Origin of the sequence: Pseudomonas sp. MPC6, from assembly GCF_006094435.1 — a bacterium.
Taxonomy (GTDB): Bacteria; Pseudomonadota; Gammaproteobacteria; order Pseudomonadales; family Pseudomonadaceae; genus Aquipseudomonas.
Genome location: NZ_CP034783.1, coordinates 4,778,025 through 4,796,180 on the forward strand (window position 1 = coordinate 4,778,025; position 18,156 = coordinate 4,796,180).

10 protein-coding genes are annotated in these 18,156 nt (G+C 62.8%); 4 read left to right on the forward strand and 6 right to left on the reverse strand.

All coding sequences use genetic code 11. From position 1 onward, the window contains the following. The first annotated feature begins 10 nt into the window (after window positions 1-10). Window positions 11-1,258, forward strand: a complete 1,248-nt coding sequence (gene codA / locus ELQ88_RS24180) for a cytosine deaminase (RefSeq protein WP_138968253.1) — start codon at window positions 11-13, stop codon at window positions 1,256-1,258. Window positions 1,259-1,385: 127 nt separating this feature from the next. On the opposite strand, the gene ELQ88_RS24185 is transcribed toward codA, so the two are convergent. Further along, window positions 1,386-2,378, reverse strand: a complete 993-nt coding sequence (locus ELQ88_RS24185; protein WP_138968255.1) for a diaminopimelate epimerase — start codon at window positions 2,376-2,378, stop codon at window positions 1,386-1,388. A 167-nt stretch (window positions 2,379-2,545) separates the two neighbouring features. Between ELQ88_RS24185 and ELQ88_RS24190 the strand changes: the two genes are divergently transcribed. Continuing rightward, window positions 2,546-3,697, forward strand: coding sequence for an MFS transporter (locus ELQ88_RS24190; protein WP_128871236.1), 1,152 nt, complete (start codon window positions 2,546-2,548; stop codon window positions 3,695-3,697). A gap of 717 nt (window positions 3,698-4,414) precedes the next feature. Here ELQ88_RS24190 and ELQ88_RS24195 read toward each other — a convergent pair. The 5 genes from ELQ88_RS24195 to ELQ88_RS24215 all read right to left on the reverse strand — a co-directional run bounded on the left by ELQ88_RS24195 (window position 4,415) and on the right by ELQ88_RS24215 (window position 14,951). Next, window positions 4,415-6,838 carry a TonB-dependent receptor gene (locus ELQ88_RS24195; protein WP_138968257.1) on the reverse strand — a complete coding sequence of 808 codons (2,424 nt, stop codon included), beginning with the start codon at window positions 6,836-6,838 and terminating at the stop codon, window positions 4,415-4,417. A gap of 97 nt (window positions 6,839-6,935) precedes the next feature. Further along, window positions 6,936-7,919 carry a FecR family protein gene (locus ELQ88_RS24200; protein WP_138968259.1) on the reverse strand — a complete coding sequence of 328 codons (984 nt, stop codon included), beginning with the start codon at window positions 7,917-7,919 and terminating at the stop codon, window positions 6,936-6,938. A 40-nt stretch (window positions 7,920-7,959) separates the two neighbouring features. Then, entirely contained in the window at window positions 7,960-8,460 is a 501-nt protein-coding gene (locus ELQ88_RS24205; protein ID WP_128871233.1) for a sigma-70 family RNA polymerase sigma factor, read from the reverse strand. A 164-nt stretch (window positions 8,461-8,624) separates the two neighbouring features. Beyond that, window positions 8,625-13,136 carry a hemagglutinin repeat-containing protein gene (locus tag ELQ88_RS24210; protein ID WP_138968261.1) on the reverse strand — a complete coding sequence of 1,504 codons (4,512 nt, stop codon included), beginning with the start codon at window positions 13,134-13,136 and terminating at the stop codon, window positions 8,625-8,627. A gap of 90 nt (window positions 13,137-13,226) precedes the next feature. Beyond that, window positions 13,227-14,951 (reverse strand): ShlB/FhaC/HecB family hemolysin secretion/activation protein, encoded by a 1,725-nt coding sequence (locus tag ELQ88_RS24215; protein WP_138968263.1) that lies wholly within the window; start codon window positions 14,949-14,951, stop codon window positions 13,227-13,229. Window positions 14,952-15,348: 397 nt separating this feature from the next. Between ELQ88_RS24215 and ELQ88_RS24220 the strand changes: the two genes are divergently transcribed. Together ELQ88_RS24220 and ELQ88_RS24225 are read left to right on the forward strand one after the other, a co-directional pair. Next, a complete protein-coding gene (locus ELQ88_RS24220; protein WP_138968265.1) occupies window positions 15,349-16,470 on the forward strand; it encodes an HlyD family secretion protein in 1,122 nt (373 codons plus the stop codon). Beyond that, on the forward strand, window positions 16,467-18,059 hold the full coding sequence (locus tag ELQ88_RS24225; protein WP_138968267.1) for a DHA2 family efflux MFS transporter permease subunit: 1,593 nt from the start codon (window positions 16,467-16,469) through the stop codon (window positions 18,057-18,059). Before ELQ88_RS24220 ends, ELQ88_RS24225 begins: the two co-directional genes overlap by 4 nt. Window positions 18,060-18,156 lie beyond the last annotated feature (97 nt).

The window sequence follows — 18,156 nt, forward strand, 5'->3', positions numbered from 1 at the left end:
GATTCGCCCGATGCACATCATCAACGCCCGCCTGCGCAACCAAGAAGGGTTGCATGAGTTGCACCTGGAAAACGGTCTGATCAGCAATATCGGCCGACAGACCGAGGCGCCAACCCTGGGGCCCGATGATCTGGACGCCGGCGGCAATCTGGTGATTCCACCCTTCGTCGAGCCGCATATCCACCTTGATGCGACACTGACCGCCGGCGAGCCGCGCTGGAACATGAGCGGCACGCTGTTCGAGGGCATCGAGTGCTGGAGCGAGCGCAAGGTGACGATCACCGCGGAAGACACCAGGAACCGCGTCAGGAAAACCCTCCAGAGCCTCGCCGCCCATGGCATCCAGCATGTGCGCACCCACGTCGACGTCACCGACCCGCAACTGACGGCGCTGAAGGCGATGCTCGAACTGCGCGAAGAAAGCCGACACCTGGTCGACATGCAGATCGTCGCCTTCCCCCAGGAAGGCATCGAGTCATACCGCAATGGTCGGGAGCTGATGGAAGAAGCGATTCGCATGGGCGCCGATGTGGTCGGCGGCATTCCGCATTTCGAGTACACCCGGGACCAGGGGGTGAGTTCGGTGAAGTTTCTCATGGACCTGGCCGAGCGCACCGGCTGCCTGGTAGACGTGCACTGCGATGAAACCGACGATCCGCATTCACGCTTTCTCGAGGTGCTGGCCGAAGAAGCCCGCAGCCGCGACATGGGCTCTCGGGTCACCGCCAGCCATACCACGGCCATGGGCTCCTATGACAACGCCTACTGCGCCAAGCTGTTTCGCCTGCTCGGGCATTCCGGGATCAGTTTTGTCTCCTGCCCCACCGAAAGCATCCATCTGCAAGGGCGCTACGACAACTTCCCGAAACGCCGCGGCGTGACCCGCGTCAACGAGTTGCTCGAAGCGGGCATGAACGTGTGTTTCGGCCAGGACTCGATCGTCGACCCGTGGTACCCGCTGGGTAACGGCAACATCTTGCGGGTGCTCGAAGCCGGCTTGCACATCTGCCACATGCTCGGTTACCGCAACCTGCAAAGCGCGCTGGACTTGGTGACCGACAACAGCGCCAAGGCCATGGCCCTGGGTGATCGATATGGACTGGAACGGGGGCGGCCGGCGAATTTGCTGATTCTGTCGGCGGACAGCGATTACGAGGTGATTCGCAGCCAGGGTTTGCCGTTGTATTCGGTGCGGGCGGGCAAGGTATTGATGAAGCGGCAGATGCCGGTGGTGGAGCTTTTCGGCGATCAGGGCTGAATCTTGCGTTGACTGGGCTGACGCCATCGCGAGCAAGCTCGCTGCCACAGGTTTTGCGTCGTGTACAAGTGTTGTGAACGACATGAATCCTGTGGGAACGAGCTTGCTCGCGATGGCGATCTATCAATCAACCAATCAATCGAGCCGTACCGAACAAGCTGACCCGACTCAACGCCCCCTGCTCTTCTTCCAGCAAAATCGGCGCCGTGCCGCCAGGCATGACGACTTTCACTTCACCCGCCGCAACCCACCCCACCCGCCATGCCGCACACGCCACCGCACTGGCGCTGGTCCCCGACGACGCCGTCGGCCCTTCGCCCCGTTCGAACACCCGGGCCACGATCCGCCCCTCGGACTCAAGCATCGCCCATTGCAAATTGACCCCGGCCGGACACGGCACGCCTGCCCCGGTCGGCATGGCATAGGCGATCCGCGTCAGCCCTTCGGACAACTCCGGTTGACGCATCTGCTCATTGCTCGGCAAGGCCGCAGCAGCATCCACAAGGGTCACGCAGTGCGGATTGCCAACCCGCGCGAACTGGCTTCGCGACCATGCGGCATTGAGTGACGACAACGGCTGCACATGGCTGAGTTCGCGTCCCTTGAAGGCCACGCTCTCAACCCCCTGGGCACTGACCGCCCCCGGCCCGAACGATGGTTTGCCCAGGTCCAGCCAGAACCCGCGCACATCTTCGACCTGCGCCGCTTTCACCGAGGTCTCCCCTGGTGAATCCACGTCGGCCTTATCGTGATGAACCCTGAGCAGACACGCCTGGCCTGCAGGCCAAAGCCCCTGGTCGCTCAACGCCTGGGAAAAAATCGTCAGCCCGTTGCCACTGCGCTCGGCCAGGGTGCCGTCGGTGTTGACGATCAGCAGATCAAAAGGCTGCGATGACTGGAACGGGCCGACCAGCAAACCATCGCTGCGATGGTCCTTGCTGCCGGAGGGTTGTGTGCCGGGGGCCCATCCACAGTAAGCCTCGATGGCTGCCAACGCCCATGCCTCGCGGGTTTGCACGGCCTGGTCGGCCTGATCGGGCAAGTCGATACCGTCGCGGCGCATCTCCTCAGGCGCCACCACTACGTAAATATTGCCGCGTGCATCGTACATCCGCGCCATGGCGCCCCCCTCTGAAGGAATCGATTCGGGCACAACATATCGCGAAACAGCACTTGGCTGTGCAAGGATGTCACCCTGCCTGAACGCGATTGCATCGAGACGCTGATAGAACCCCACCGGTGCGTCACTGTCCCTTGCAGACGCGACGTTTTTTGCCAAGGATTGATATGACCAACCTCAACACCCGGGCCTCATTCGTTCCCGGTCGCCTCGAACAGATGTCCACGCGCATCGCCTTTTTCATCGCCGGGGCAGGCATCGCCGCGTGGGCGCCGCTGGTGCCTTACGCCAAGACCCGGGCCGGGCTGGATGAAGGCACCCTCGGTTTGCTGTTGTTGTGCCTGGGGGTGGGCTCGATTCTGGCGATGCCGCTGGCGGGGATCCTGGCCACACGCTTCGGCTGTCGCCGGGTGGCGGTCGGCGGAACGTTGCTGATCTGCCTGGCCCTGCCGTTGTTGGCGACGGTGTCCTCGATTCCGGCGCTGATCGCCGCGTTATTTCTGTTCGGCGCCGGGCTGGGCACGGTGGATTCGACGGTGAACCTGCAAGCGGTGATCGTCGAGCGGGCCAGCGGCAAGACCATGATGTCGGGTTTTCATGGCCTGTTCAGCCTTGGCGGAATCGTCGGGGCGGCGGGCGTCAGCGCCTTGCTGGGCTTGGGCGTGTCTCCACTGGGGGCGACGCTGGTGGTGAACGTGATGCTGCTGATCGCGCTGTGCAAGGCCGCGCCGCACCTGTTGCCCTACGGCAGCGAAAGTTCGGGACCGGCATTTGCCGTGCCCCACGGCATCGTGCTGTTCATTGGCGGGATGTGTTTCATCGTCTTCCTCGCCGAAGGCGCGGCCCTGGACTGGAGCGCGGTGTTCCTGGCGCAGGAACGCGGGATCGACACCGCCTATGCAGGGCTGGGTTATGCGGCGTTTGCACTGACCATGACTGTCGGCCGCCTGACCGGGGACGCGATCGTGCGGCGCCTGGGCGCCACCCGGGTGATTGTGTTCGGTGGGCTGACGGCCGCTGCGGGGCTGTTCCTGGCGACGTTCGCGCCAAACTGGGAGATGGCGCTGGTGGGGTATGCGCTGCTCGGGGCGGGTTGTTCGAACATTGTCCCGGTGCTGTACACCGCGGTGGGAAAACAGACGGTCATGCCCGAAAGCATCGCGGTGCCAGCCATTACCACCCTGGGTTATGCCGGGATTCTTGCGGGGCCTGCGTTGATCGGGTTCATCGCCCATGGCAGCAGTTTGAGTTTTGCCTTTGGGTTGATGGCGATGTTGCTGGTGGCGGTGGCGATTGGCGGGAAGGTGTTAAAAGTTTAAAAGCTTCGCGAGCAGCTCCCGCGAAGGCTGCTTTCCTGCCGATAAAGATGCCGCCTGATACACCGCTTTCGCCAGCAAGCCGGCGCCTACAGTTGATCCGTGTCGTGCACAGATGTTGTGTCCGCTGGAGATCCCAGTAGGAGCAAGCTTGCTCGCGAAGGCTGCTTTCCTGCCGATAACGTTGGCGCCTGATACACCGCTTTCGCCAGCAAGCCGGCGCCTACAGTTGATCCGTGTCGTGCACAGATGTTGTGTCCGCTGGAGATCCCAGTAGGAGCAAGCTTGCTCGCGAAGGCTGCTTTCCTGCCGATAACGTTGGCGCCTGATACACCGCTTTCGCCAGCAAGCCGGCGCCTACAGTTGATCCGTGTCGTGCACAGATGTTGTGTCCGCTGGAGATCCCAGTAGGAGCAAGCTTGCTCGCGAAGGCTGCTTTCCTGCCGATAACGTTGGCGCCTGATACACCGCTTTCGCCAGCAAGCCGGCGCCTACAGTTGATCCGTGTCGTGCACAGATGTTGTGTCCGCTGGAGATCCCAGTAGGAGCAAGCTTGCTCGCGAAGGCTGCTTTCCTGCCGATAAAGTTGGCGCCTGATACACCGCTTTCGCCAGCAAGCCGGCTCCTACAGTTGATCCATGTCGTGCACAGATGTTGTGTCCGCCGGAGATCCCTGTAGGAGCAAGCTTGCTCGCGATGGATTCACCGCGGTCTGGTCTATCAGAACCCCACACTGGCCTGCACAAAGAACGTGCGTGGCGCGCCGACGTACATGCCCGAGTTGTTGTCGCTGGAGCGGGTGAAGTACTGCTTGTCGAAGATATTCTTCACCCCGGCCCCGACTTTCAGGTTCGACAGGGTCGGGCCGAAGTCATAACCGCCGCGCACGTTCCAGGTGACGTAACCCGGGATATCGCCGTACTGGCCATCTGCGGTGCCTTCGGTGATGTAATTGCCGCTGAAGCTGCCATCGGCGTTCACCGCAACGCCCGGCGAGCGCTGTTTGGACTGGGCGAAGGCATCGAGGTTGTAGGTCCAGCGGTTGATGTCATACCGCAGGCCGGCGGTCGCTACCTGGCGCGAATAGAACGGCAGGTCACGGCCCTTGAACCCTGGAATCTCCCCTTCATAGACCGCGCGGGTGTAGGTGAACCCGGCGTTGGCGGTCAGGCCATCAAGGCGTGGGTCCAGCGCTGCCATGTCGTAGTGCACCGACGCCTCGATGCCCTGGTGCGTGGTCGCGCCGAGGTTGGTCCAGCCCGCGTCGTTGCTGATGTACTGCAATTCTTTATCGAAGTCGATGTAGAACAGCGTCACTTCACCGCCCCACACATCATCGTTGTAGCGCGTGCCGACCTCATAGGTCTTGGCCTTTTCCGGCTCCAGGCCATTGGCGGTTTCGTCACCCGCGCCCCCCTGGCCGAGCTGGAAATACTGCAGGCTGCCGAACGAGGTTTCGTAATTGGCGAACAGCTTCCAGGCATCGGACAGGTGATACATCACGCTCAGGGCCGGCAGCGGCTCGTTGCTTTCGATGCTGCGGCGCTTTTCCGGCACCGGCCGGCCTGCGGTGTCGAGCACGGGGCGATCGTGCCAGTCGGTGCTGATGTGTTCAAAGCGGATGCCCGGGGTGATGGTCCAGTTACCGACATCGATCTTGTTGTCGACATACACCGAATTGGCTTCAGTGCCGCCGGTACGATCCTGGTACACGTGCCCGTCCGAACCCGGACGCACCATCGGCTCGTTGTTGACCAGCGCCAGGCGGCTGGCCTCTTCGTGCATGGCTTCCTTGAGGTAGCGATAGCCGACACTGACTTCCTGGGTGGTCGGGCCGACGTCGAACACACGGGACACCCGCGGCTCGATGCCAAAGGTGTAGTAGGTGCGCGGGAACGAGCCCAGGGTCTTCTGGTCGCGAGCGGCGATGTTGCTGCCCCGGAAGCTGTCGGTGTAATAGGTCAGCACTTCGGCCTGGGTGCGGTCGTCGATCTGCCGGGTCCATTTGAACGACACGTCCTTGCGGCGCCCGCTGAAATTGTCATTGTTGCGGTCCGACTGAAACGGATTGGCGTCGTACTGCGCCTGGGTCAGGCCGCCGGGCATGTCGGCGCTGGCGTCGTAGTAGTGAAAGTTGAGGCTGAAATCGTCGACATCGGTGGGCGCCCAGTGGGTCTTGAGCAGCACGTCGTCGATGTCGTTGCCGTGGTTGCGTTCGCGGTAACCGTTGCCGTTCACGCCCGAGTACAACAGCGCCATGCCGATGCCATTGTCCGCGGTGCCGCCGACGAAGGCCGTGTCGATATGCTTCCAGCCACCGTGCTGCGAGGTTTCCAGGGTGCTGCCGATTTCAGCGGAGGCTTTCTCCGGGATCGCGCGGGTCACGAAGTTGATCACGCCACCGACGTTCTGCGGTCCGTAACGCACGGAACCGGCTCCGCGAACCACGTCGATGCTGTCGAGGTTGCCGGAGGAAATCGGCGCCATCGACAGTTGTGGCTGGCCGTAGGGGGCGAACGCTGCCGGCACGCCATCGATCAGCACGGTGGAGCGTGGCGACAGGCGCGAGGTCAGGCCCCGCACGCCGACGTTCAGGGAAATATCGCTGCCGCCGGTGCCGTTGGCTTCCTGCACTTGCACACCGGGCACGCGCGTCAACACGTCGCCGACATTCATCGCGCCTTGCTCGACCATCGCCTCGCGGCGGATCACCGTACGGGCGCCAGGGTGGTTTTGCACCACCGCGGCATCCGCGTCACCGAGCCAGTCGCCGACCACCTTGATGTCCGTCACGCCCAGTTCCAGCGGACCATTGGCAGCGGCACCGGGTGCAGGCAGCAAAGTCACCGAACCTTCGTCGATCTGGTAATGCAGACCGCTGCCTTGCAGCAGCTGGCGCAGCGCGTCCTCGGGCGAGAGGTTGCCGTCCACCGCCGGGGCCTGTTTGCCGGCGACCAGCTCAGGGCTGAAAAACACCTGCAGCGAGGTTTGCTGGCCCAGTTCACTCAGGGCCTGACCCAGGGGTTGCGCCGGAATGTGAATAGCCTCGGCGGCAAAGGCCTGGGGCAGCGCAACGTTGACCGCCAGTGCGAGGACCAGGGGCAACCAAGGGAGTTTGTTGTTGTTAGCGGTGGTTTTTTTCACGTCGAACCTAGTCCTGTGGATCGCAAGAGTGTGCGTTTGTTAATGCAAACCAGTTGCAGTTGGACTAGAAGACGATGAACTCGAAAAAAACCTGAATCTATTTTGAAATTATTTGCTGGCTGCCGTCATCGAGGGTCCGCACGGCCACCGGCAGAATGCTCGGCAAGGCCTTGAGCAGTGCGTCGGTGTTGTCGGATTTGAACACGCTGGTCAGGCGCAGATTGCCCACTTTATCGTTGCCGACGGTCAGCGGTTGCTCCCGATAGCGCGACACTTCTTCGGCGACGTCGCGCAGGCTGGCGTTGTTGAACACCAGTTTGCCGCTGCGCCAGGCGGTCAGTTCCGCAGGATTGACCGCATAGGCGGCGGCCACTTTGCCCTGGGCATCGACCCGCGTCCCCAGGCCCGCGGTGAGGCTGATGAATTCACTGTCGCCAGCCTCGCGGCCTTGAACCTTGACGGTGCCCTGCTCGACCACGACCCGGGTTTCAGTGGCGCCGCGACGCACGTCGAAGCGGGTGCCGGTGACCGTGACCTTGCCACTACCGGCCTCGACCACGAACGGCCGGCGGGTATCGTGTTCGACGCTGAACATCGCTTCGCCCTGCAGCAACTCGATGCGGCGCCGGTCCTGTTCATAGTGCACCTGGACGCGGCTACGGCCGTTCAGGTCGATCACCGAACCGTCCGGCAATGCCACCTGCTGTCGCTCGCCCAGGGCCGTGGAAAACTCGGCGGTGTAGATCGCCGGCTGATGCAACTGGCTGAACACGCCCAACCCGACCGCCACGGCCATCACACCGGCGGCCACCGCATAACGCACCAGCGGGCGACGTTTGCCGCGGGCCGGCGGGCTCTCGCACAAGGCCTGCAGACGCGCCGCAGGCAGCAGATCAGCCGCCGTCCACAGTCCCTCGAGCAATTGAAACTCGTCGCGATGCTGGGGATGCTCGTGCAGCCAGCGCTCGAAGCGTCGACGCTCTTCGACGTCCACCGCCGGCTCCTGCAAACGCACAAACCAGCGCGCCGCCTCGTCGCGAACCGTCGTTTGCCCGCACGCGCAATCACGAGTATCCATCATGGAAGTTCCTGTCTGGCCGGGGATGAGAAGGCGCGGCCGATCATGGTTGCAACCCGTCCAGACGGTCGCGCAAATGCCGCAGGGTGCGGATCATATACTTTTCCACCATGTTCTTGGACAGCCCCAGGCGTTCGGCGATTTCGGCCTGGGTCAGGCCTTCGATCTTCTGCCAGACGAACACCTTGCGGCAGTTGACCGGCAGTTCGCTGAGCGCCCGCTCGATGGAATCAGCCAACTGGATCGCATGCATGAAATGCTCCGGGTCGCCGGACGACGACACACTGTGATCGATCGCCTCCGACTCCATGGCGCCCCGCCGATCCTCACGCCGGTAACCATCCACCGCGATATTGCGCGCGGTCTGGTGCAAGTACGCCCGGGGTTGCTCCACCGCGGCCGAATCGGACTCAAGCACCCGCACGAAGGTGTCGTGGGCCAGGTCCTCGGCCTGCTGACGATTTCTCAGGCGACGGGTCCAGGTGCCAACCAACTCTTCGTAATGCTCGAAAAAGCCGTGTCTGCGGGGCAGCTTGGGGGTCATTGCGGCGTGCTGTGAAGACGGGGCGTGAATAGTAATGCTTCCTATTAACTGGAAGCAATGGATTCCAGACAGGTGCTGGTAAGGCCAATTCCGGTTATCCGCAAAAAATGACGGGCAGCGAGTTGTGGCTCGTCTGCCCGCCCAAGGGGTTACACGGTGCTGACTTATCCCTTGTTCTCGTCAATCCCCGATTGCAACGTTTGCCTGTCGAAACGACCACCAAGGTTCCCGGGGCCGAATTTGATACCAAGCTCATCGACAATCGAGATCTCGGGTTTGCTGCCCTCGGTCCCCGGTTTTTGCGGCAGGTCGAATCCGCCCTTGACGCTGTAATCCAGGTTGCTCAAGGTCGTTGTACCAACCCCCGAGTCACCCAAACCGACACGGCCTTCGGCTGATGCAATCCGTGCTCCCGTCAGTTGCGTCGTGCCGCCGACGTTGAGATTCACTCCCTGTGTACCGCTGATGCCGGAAGCCTGGCCCACGCTGTCCTTGTACGCATAGGCGCCATCGAACTTGAGGGTAGGCTTGTAATCGAGCGCTTTGAATCCGCTGTTTTGCGCCAGTTTGTCCTGCTCGACCGGCGTTGCTTTTTTGCCGGTCAGCCCCAGGTCAAGATCAGCCTTGGTCGTGGTCTGGTGGTCCTGACGGCTTTCGACGCTCAGATTGCCGGCGACCGTGCCACCGACCTTCCCGGCATCGATCCGCGCCCCCGCCAATTGCACATCGCCTGCGCTGTTGAGCTCGACACTGTCCGCGGTGATCCGGCTGTTCTGCTCAGTCGTGCGGTTGAGCTGATCCACCCCGAGCTTGGCGCCGGCGTTCAACCCATAGTCAGTGGTCGCGACGCCTTCGGTGGCAGTGGCGGTGGGGGTGCTGCTGCCAAGGTTGCCCCCGGCCTTGAGTTCAAGACTCCTGTTGTTGCGGTTCTGCGTGGATTGGGCGGATTGCGCCTGGATCCCGCCCCCCCGTGCATCGAGACGCACATGCGGGGCGTCCGCCCGGGTGCCTTGCAGGTAGATCGAATCGCCGCCGAGACCGATCCTGTCCTGGCTCTTGAGCTGGACGCCCGTCAAGGTCTGCGCCGACTCATCAACCCGACCGGCATTGAAGTTGATGCCGAGGGTGCCGGTCTTGGCGACGCTGTTTTCGGTGCTGGTTTTGCTGCCGCCCAGATCCAGGCCGCCGCCCAGATTGCTGCCCTTGACCAGGTGGGTGTCGCTGGCCGCTTGCAGACCGAGTTTGCCGCCGGCCTTGAGGTCTATCGCACCCGGTGTGTCGATCCGGGTCCCTTGCAGCAGCAGATCGCCACCGCTGCTCAGTTCTACCGGGCCTTGACCCTGGATATCGGCGACACGGGCCTGGCTGTCCCGGACCTGACTGCCTTTATGATCGAGCTGCACACCGGCACCGACAGTCGCATTGGTGGCGTTGGTGCCCGGCAGAGTGCCGACGTTCAGCGAGGCCTTGCCGCGCAGGCTGGATGTGTCACTGTCCTGACGGTCGTTGGCCTGATTCAGCGCCAGTTCGCCCCCGGTCTTGATCGTCACGCCGCCCTCCCCGCCATCGAACCGGCTGCCCTCGAACTGCCCGTCGCGCCCCAGGTTAATGTTCACCCCCTGGCTTCCGGCGTAACTGCCGACCACCGCGGTGGACGTGTTCTTCTGTGTCTGACGGCTGCCACCCTCACCGCTGCCCGCAACGTTCACATCCTGGCCGGTCTTGGTGTAGACCCGCACGTCAACCTTGGCGTCCAGCGCCCGATCGATGCTGCCTTCGGTGATGCTGGCGGCGTTGGCGATCAACCGGTCGGCGCTGATATTGACCTTGCCGGCGCTGGCTTCGTACCGGGTGCCCTGGTCTTGCAACGTGCCGGCGACCTTGACGTCTACCGTGCCGCCCTTGAACTGGCTGACCACATCGCTGCCGCTGCGCACCTGGCGGTCGGCATTTTGATGACCGATGGCGGCGCTGACCCCGACATCAGGCTGACCGAGCTTGCCCAATGCGCCCACGTCCGGGATTTTTGCATCGATGGCGCTTTTGGCGGCGTCGGCGATGGGACGGGCGATGTCCTTGTACGCGAGATCGATGCCGACGCCTGCCTGCCAGTTGCTTTCCTTGTGTGTACTGCTGTCCGTGTCCTGCGCCACCCGGTTGTCGATTTCACCGGCGTCGACCGCCAGGCCTTTGCCGGCACTGACTTGCGCCCCTTCAGTGATCAGTTTGTCGGCAGTGATGTTCAGGTTGCCGTTGCTCTGGACCTTGCTGGTTTGGGCAGTGGTGGTGTCGCGGGTGTCCCGGACCGTCGAATTCGCGAAGTCCAGGCCACTGCCTATCCGATCAAGGCCGCCGGTGTAGTTGAAACCGCCGCTGGTGTTGCGCCGGTCCGTCGAGGTGTGTTGACTGTCCTGTTCGGCCAGCAGTGCCACGGTTTTGCCCGTCAGCGACGTATCGCCCGCGGTGGCCGTGACCTCGGCACCCTTGAGCGTCAGGTCGCCACCTGCCGTCAATTGCACGTCAGACCCGGCGAGGCTGGAGCCTTGCTGGCGCACTGCGTTGTCGGTCAGGGTTTGCGTCTTGTCTTCATAACGCACACCTGCGCTGTACTGGCCGGCCGCCGGCGTATTCTCCCTGGCGTAGGCATCCAGGCCGCGGCTGGCCGTGGTATTGCTGCTGTCGACGGAGTCCTGCGCCGAATGCACATTCAGATCGCCCGCCGCATCTGCCTTGAGCGCACCACCCGCCTTGACCGTGGAGCCCGCCACTTCGATGTCCCTGGCGCTCTTGAGGGTGAGGTTGGTGTCCGACGCCAACTCGCTGCGCACCGTGGTGTTGTCCCGGGTGTTTTCGCGAGTTTCATTGTTGCTGATGCCGAAGAATTTGCTGTCCTTGTTGTGGCTGTTGAGATGGGAAGTGTCCTGCACCCCATCGATGATCAGCGAACCCTTGTCGCTGATGACGCTGGCCTCTGTGCCGCCGCGCACCTGGCTACCGCTGACGCGAACGTCGTCGGCCTTGACGATCAATTTGCCGGCGGCATTGATCGCGCTGCCCTCGTGCCGGGTGTTGCCCTGATCCGTATCGCCGGTCTTGCCAAAGAACCCGCCGCCGACCAGATCGCCGGAATAATTCTTTTTACGTATGAGTCCGATGCTGGGGACACCGGTGACTTCCACCTGTTTGGCGGCGATGTGGATATCCTGCTCGGCGGTCACTTGTGCGCCTTCAGTGCGCAGCAACCCGGCTGTGGTCAATGCGACGGTGTCGCCCTTCAACTGGGTGGTGACGTTACGTTGCTCTTCAGTGCGGTTATCCCAGCTTTCTTTCCACAGGTGTTTGCGGCGTTTGCCCTGCTCGGATTTCGTTGGGGTTTCGATGGCTGCGGTGAGGTGCAGATCGCCGCCGCTCTGCACCCGCAGGTCTTTCGCCGCCTCGACCCGGGCGCCTTTGAGTTCGGTGTCGCCGCCCGAGGACAGATCAACGTCACGGCGGGCAATAATCTGGCTGCCGTGCTGCTGCGAATCGCTCTCGCTCTGGGCCTGCTCGTAGGTTTCCCAGGTAATGCCCAGGGTCTTTTTTCTCCAGTCGTCGCGTTTTTCCTGGAGCTTGCGGCTTTCGACGGTGGTCAACCTCAGGTTGCGGCCGGCGCCGACCTTGACGTCACGGCCACTGACATCGGCCGCCGCCAGAATCAGGTCCTTGCCGCTGTGCAAGCTGACATCGCCCTGGCTGCTGTGCACGCCAGCGCGCACCACCTCGAGGCTGTCCGGCACGGCATCGCCGCTGATGACGAGATCGCCGGCCGAACGAATCCGCACGCCGTCCCGACCGGCCACCTGCACCGGGCCGATTCGCACGCCCGCGCCTTCTGCGGTGCTGATAATGTTGATGCGCCCGGCCTGCATGGCGCCGAACAGGCGGGCGTCAATGCGGCCGTCGCCGCTGTCGCCGCTCGGGTCGACGTACCGCACCTGCCCGCTGGCGAAGTCCACGGAGTTGCGCCCGACCGTGAGGTTCAAGTCATCGCGGGCGCCAATTTTGCCCTCGCTGTCGATACGCGGAGCAATCAGGTTGATCGAGCCTTCACTGTTCTGAAGACCCGCGCCCCGGATGCTCAGCTCCCCCGTGGCCTCACGGGTGCTCAGGGCGAGCAGCTTGCCCTCGTTCAGCTCGGGGCGCCCGACCAGGAGATGGGCGTTCGGGGTGTTGATGAAACCGGCGCCATTGAGCGATATGCCATTGGGGTTGGCCAGCACATAGTCGGCGCCACGGCCGAAGATTTCCTGGACACCATTGATGGCCGAGGCGTTGCGGCTGATCACTTCGTTGAGGATCACGCTCGCCGCCTGTCCCTGGAACTGCGGGTTGGCGGCCAGTTGCCCGGCGAGTTGCGACTGCCCGGCTTCCAGGGCGTTGTTCAGGACCAGGCCCTGGCGGTCGACGTTGTAGTCGAGGAACTGGTTATGGGACAGGCCGGAGCCGTTGGGCGCAACGATATTGACGATGGGCACGCCGTCCCGGGTTTGCAATTGCGCGGTGCCCCCGGGCCCGGGAGCGACCACGACGCCCGTCGCCAGGGCATTTGGCACAGGTGCAAGGAGAAACAGGCTGGCAATCGCCCAGCGCAATTTGCCACCGGGGGCGAGATGGAACACCAAGGGTTTTGCTGACATAAGAACCTCAAAATTCAAGTGCGATATCACGGCGCGCGGGAAGGACTGCCGTGGCTGGCGCGCACAGCACCCTCGGCAGTTTTGTTGGGTTCATAGTTGCAATCCCACGCGCATCAGCCAGGTCGGTGGCTCGTGCTTGAACTGGCTGGGCAGGCTGAAGCTGCGTTGGTAATCGAGGTCGACTTGCAGGCTTTTCCAGCTGAGGTTGACCCCGACGCTGCCCCCGCTCAGGCGTTGACTCGGGGCACCGCGATCGGCCTGGACCACACCGCTGTCCAGCCCCAGGCGCGGGGTGATCTGCACCGGCAAGTCGCTGCGCAACGGCAGGCGAAGGGTGTTGCGCCAGACCGCCCCGCTGGCGCCGGACGCGCCGTTGATACGAAATCCGCGCACCGCCGAATCGTCGGTGACCAGCAGTTGCTCGATGGCCGGCAATGGGTCAGGGCTGTATTGCACATTGAGTTGGCTTTGCCATTGCCAGGCCTGCTGGCCCAACCGGCCGTTGCGCCACTGACCGAGGCCGGCGCGGTACTTGCGAAACTGCGCCTTGGGCTCGCGGTAGAGCCGGCGCTCGGCATCATCGTCCGCGCCAAACCACCGCAGGCCCTGGGCGTAATTGACGTCCAGGTTCCACACCGCACTGTCGAGCCAGAACAGATTCAGCCCGGCTTCGGCCACGGTCAGGGTCGGGCTCTGAATTCTCAGATGCGAGCCCCCCAGGTGGCTGTCGACCTCTTTGTGGGCCAGTTGCAGATTGGCGCTGAGTTGATGGCCCTGGCCGCGCCATAACACCCGATCGGCGCGCAGGCTGAGCTGATCGGTCGTGCCGATACTTTGTAACGCCAGGTAGCCCAGCTTGAATGGCGCCCGATATTCCCCGTGGCTGGCAAAGACACTCCAGGTCCAGTAGCCGTAAGGAATGCTGTAATACAGGCTGGCGCTGCGGCTGTAGCGATCGCCCTGGTTGAGGGTGTCGCTGACGCTGACATTGAACACATCATTGATTTGCAGCGGCGAATCGAGTCCTAGATTGAGCGTATGACGATTGCGCCCGGTGATGGCGCTGCCGAGATTGTCCAGCCCCAGGTTCAACGCCCAGCGCGATTGATCGCGGGTGCGCGAGCGCAAGATGATCCGCGAGGCGCCAGGCTCGCTGCCGGGTGCGATGTCGGCGCTCAGGTCCACGGAGCGCAGGCGGTTCAATTGATCCAGACCTTGCTCCAGGTCCCGCAGGTTCAGCGCCTTGCCGAGCATCCCGGGAAATGCTCCGCCGAGGGCAACGGGCAGGCTCGGGTCGGCCAGTTCGATGGACTCGACGTAGCCTTCATCCACCAGGATATCCAGCGACTGCCCGGCCTCTGGTGTCGTACCGAGGTAGGGCCGACTGGCGATGTAACCCGCCTGCACATAGAGCTCGGTGATGGTCGCCAGCGCTTGGTTGATCTGGTTTACGCCCATGCACGGCGACAATGTCGGGTTGAGGCGCAGGTCGAGTGTCTTGCGGCTGATCAGCGTGACGCCACCGACGCGCACCTCGCTGACGGCCCAGCAGCGCTCATCGACAGCCAGTGTGTCGGCTGCCGCTGGCGCGGTCGCCGCGCCACTGAAACTGCCGCGTTCAAGTTGTCGGCGGCGTTGTTCCAGTTGCATCTGCTGCAGGTCGCGTTGTTGCTGTTGTTGCTGGCGTAACACTTCTTGCCCTGGGGCGGAAGACTCGGCGGCATAGAGCGGTGAAATACTCAAACCCAGCAATAAAGCCGGCAACGGTGAGCAAATTAGGGGACGACGAGATACAACACGAACAGTATTCGGCACCTGGCTTCCTGGCGGTTTTGAAAGGGCGCGATGCCGTTTCGTCTATGCCACCGATCATTGGAAAGTTGCCGACTTCTTGCAATAGGGTGATGACAACTACTTCAACGCCTTGATCCTGTTAGTGCAACTAGCGGCTTACTTTTACTTGATCTTTCTTACTTCCAACTACTTGCTTCCTACCTCTTTATTCAACTGACCAGGTTTCGTTTCCTACTTGCTGCTGAGTTTTTTCTGACTTTTCCTACAAGGCCGCGTGGCCCTTCCGACACTCCTTGCTTTTTCCGCAGTTCGGCTTCCTACATCCAACCTGACGACTGGCAGCAAAAAAGATTTGCAACGAAATATTACATGCATCATATTACGATCGTAATAACAAATTTACGACAGGCCCTCCACCATGACCAGCATGCCCAGCCTTGACTCCGACCTTGCGCTCCCCGTGAAATCCCCCAGGCCTGCCCTGCTCAAGCGTCTGTTACTGTTGAGTGCCGCCATTGCCGGCCTGGTAATCGCCGGGCTGTACGCGACTCACTGGTGGGCCGCCGGCCGTTTCATCGAAGAAACCGACGATGCCTACATTGGCGGCGACGTGACGGTGATCGGGCCAAAGGTCGCGGGTTATATCGAAGAAGTGCTGGTCACCGACAACCAGCAGGTCAAGGCCGGCGACGTATTGATACGGCTCGATTCCCGTGACTACCGCGCCCACCTGGCCAAGGCCGAAGGTGCGGTGGCTGCCGAGCAAGCGTTACTCGCCAACCTCGACGCCACCGAACAACTGCAACACGCGGTGATCGGCCAGGCCCGTGCCGGAATCGATGCCGCCGGCGCCGAAACCGCGCGGTCACGGGACGACAATGCGCGCTACAAACGCCTGGTGAGCAGCAATGCCGTCTCGGTGGAAAGTGCCCAGCGCGCCGACGCCACCTTCAAGACGGCCCAGGCATTGAGCGCCCGGGCCCAGGCCGAACTGCTGGCCGCACAACGCCAGCTGGCCGTGATAGACACCCAAAAACAACAAGCCCGCGCCGCGTTGATGCAGGCCCGGGCCGAGCGTGACCTGGCGCAACTGAATGTCGGCTACACCGAGCTGCGGGCGCCGATCGATGGCGTGATCGGCAATCGTCGCGCGCGCGCCGGCGCTTATGCCCAGGCCGGTTCACAACAACTGTCGGTCGTGCCGGCCCGCGGGCTGTGGGTCGACGCCAACTTCAAGGAAGATCAACTGGCACGCATGACGCCAGGTCAGCGGGTGATCATTCATGCCGATGTGCTCTCGGGACAGGAATTCCACGGCCACCTGGACAGCCTCGCCCCGGCCAGCGGCTCGCAATTCAGCGTGCTGCCACCGGAAAACGCCACCGGCAACTTCACCAAGATCGTGCAGCGGGTGCCGGTGCGGATCCTGCTCGACCCGGCCGACGGCGTGCTTGGCCATCTTCGTCCGGGCCTGTCGGTGACCGCTGAAGTGGACACCCGCCAAGGGCCTGAAACCCCGGCCGTGGCCAGCGCACCATGAGCCGCGCCCTCGCCGCCCCCGCAGCACCCTTCGATGCCGCGAGCATGGCGACGGCGACCAAGGTCTTCGCCTTCGCCAGCATGTGCATCGGCATGTTCATCGCCCTGCTGGATATCCAGATCGTCTCCGCCTCGTTGCGCGACATCGGCGGCGGACTTTCGGCCGGCACCGACGAAACCGCGTGGGTGCAGACCAGTTACCTGATCGCCGAAATCATCGTGATCCCGCTGTCCGGCTGGCTGTCCCGGGTGTTCTCGACCCGCTGGCTGTTCTGCGCCTCGGCGGTGGGTTTCACCCTGGCCAGCCTGTTGTGCGGCGTGGCCTGGAACATCCAGAGCATGATCGCCTTCCGTGCCCTGCAGGGGTTTCTCGGTGGCTCGATGATCCCGCTGGTGTTCACCACCGCGTTTATCTTCTTCAGCGGCAAACAACGGGTGATCGCTGCTGCAACCATCGGCGCGGTGGCCTCGCTGGCACCGACCCTCGGGCCGGTGATCGGTGGCTGGATCACCGACATTTCGTCCTGGCACTGGTTGTTCTACATCAATTTGATCCCGGGGATTTTCGTCGCGGTGGCGGTGCCGATGCTGGTGAAGATCGACCAGCCGGAACTGTCGTTGCTCAAAGGCGCCGACTACCTGAGCATGCTGTTCCTCGCGCTGTTCCTCGGCTGCCTGGAATACACCCTCGAAGAAGGCCCGCGCTGGAACTGGTTCAGCGACAGCACGATCCTGACCACCGCCTGGATCAGCGGCCTGGCCGGCCTCGCCTTCATCGGCCGCACCCTGCACGTGGCCAACCCGATCGTCGACCTGCGCGCCTTGAAAGACCGTAACTTCGCCCTCGGCTGCTTCTTTTCGTTCGTCACCGGGATAGGCCTGTTCGCCACTATTTACCTGACGCCACTGTTTCTCGGCCGGGTGCGTGGATATGGCGCGCTGGACATTGGCCTGGCGGTGTTCTCCACCGGCGTGTTCCAGATCATGGCGATTCCGCTGTACGCCTTCCTGGCCAACCGCATCGACCTGCGCTGGATCATGATGACCGGCCTTGGGCTGTTCGCCTTGTCGATGTGGGATTTCAGCCCGATCACCCACGACTGGGGGGCCAAAGAATTGATGCTGCCCCAAGCCTTGCGCGGGATTGCCCAGCAACTGGCGGTGCCGCCCGCCGTCACCCTGACCCTCGGCGGCCTGGCACCCTCGCGGCTCAAGCATGCTTCGGGATTGTTCAACCTGATGCGCAACCTGGGGGGCGCCATCGGCATCGCTGCGTGCGCGACCATTCTCAATGACCGCACCAACCTGCACTTCACCCGGCTGGCCGAAAACCTCAACAGCAGCAACGAAGCCTTGAACCAGTGGCTGACCCAGGTCGGCACCAACTTCGCCGCCCTGGGCCAGAGCGGCGACGTCGGCGTCACCGCCAGCCTGCGTCAACTCTGGCTGCTGACCTACCGCGAAGCCCAGACGCAAACCTACGGCGACGCGTTCCTGATGATCATGGTCGGCTTCATCATCGCCACGGCGATGGTGCCCTTGATGCGCAAGGTGCAACCACCGGCCGCGCCGAGTGTGGATGCTCATTGAGCGCGCCCGTGGGTCTACACGTCAGATCAATATCACTGGAGGCTGCGCGGCCTCCAATCAACCAGTCAATAACGACGCACCCTCTTGAACCGGCCCT

Excerpts from the sequence above, each read along its gene's own strand:
- ELQ88_RS24190 (WP_128871236.1), top strand. The coding sequence starts at position 2,546 with ATGACCAACCTCAACACCCGGGCCTCATTCGTTCCCGGTCGCCTCGAA.
- ELQ88_RS24205 (WP_128871233.1), bottom strand. The coding sequence starts at position 8,460 with ATGACCCCCAAGCTGCCCCGCAGACACGGCTTTTTCGAGCATTACGAA.
- ELQ88_RS24225 (WP_138968267.1), top strand. The coding sequence starts at position 16,467 with ATGAGCCGCGCCCTCGCCGCCCCCGCAGCACCCTTCGATGCCGCGAGC.
- codA (WP_138968253.1), top strand. The coding sequence starts at position 11 with ATGCACATCATCAACGCCCGCCTGCGCAACCAAGAAGGGTTGCATGAG.
- ELQ88_RS24185 (WP_138968255.1), bottom strand. The coding sequence starts at position 2,378 with ATGGCGCGGATGTACGATGCACGCGGCAATATTTACGTAGTGGTGGCG.
- ELQ88_RS24200 (WP_138968259.1), bottom strand. The coding sequence starts at position 7,919 with ATGATGGATACTCGTGATTGCGCGTGCGGGCAAACGACGGTTCGCGAC.
- ELQ88_RS24220 (WP_138968265.1), top strand. The coding sequence starts at position 15,349 with ATGACCAGCATGCCCAGCCTTGACTCCGACCTTGCGCTCCCCGTGAAA.
- ELQ88_RS24210 (WP_138968261.1), bottom strand. The coding sequence starts at position 13,136 with ATGTCAGCAAAACCCTTGGTGTTCCATCTCGCCCCCGGTGGCAAATTG.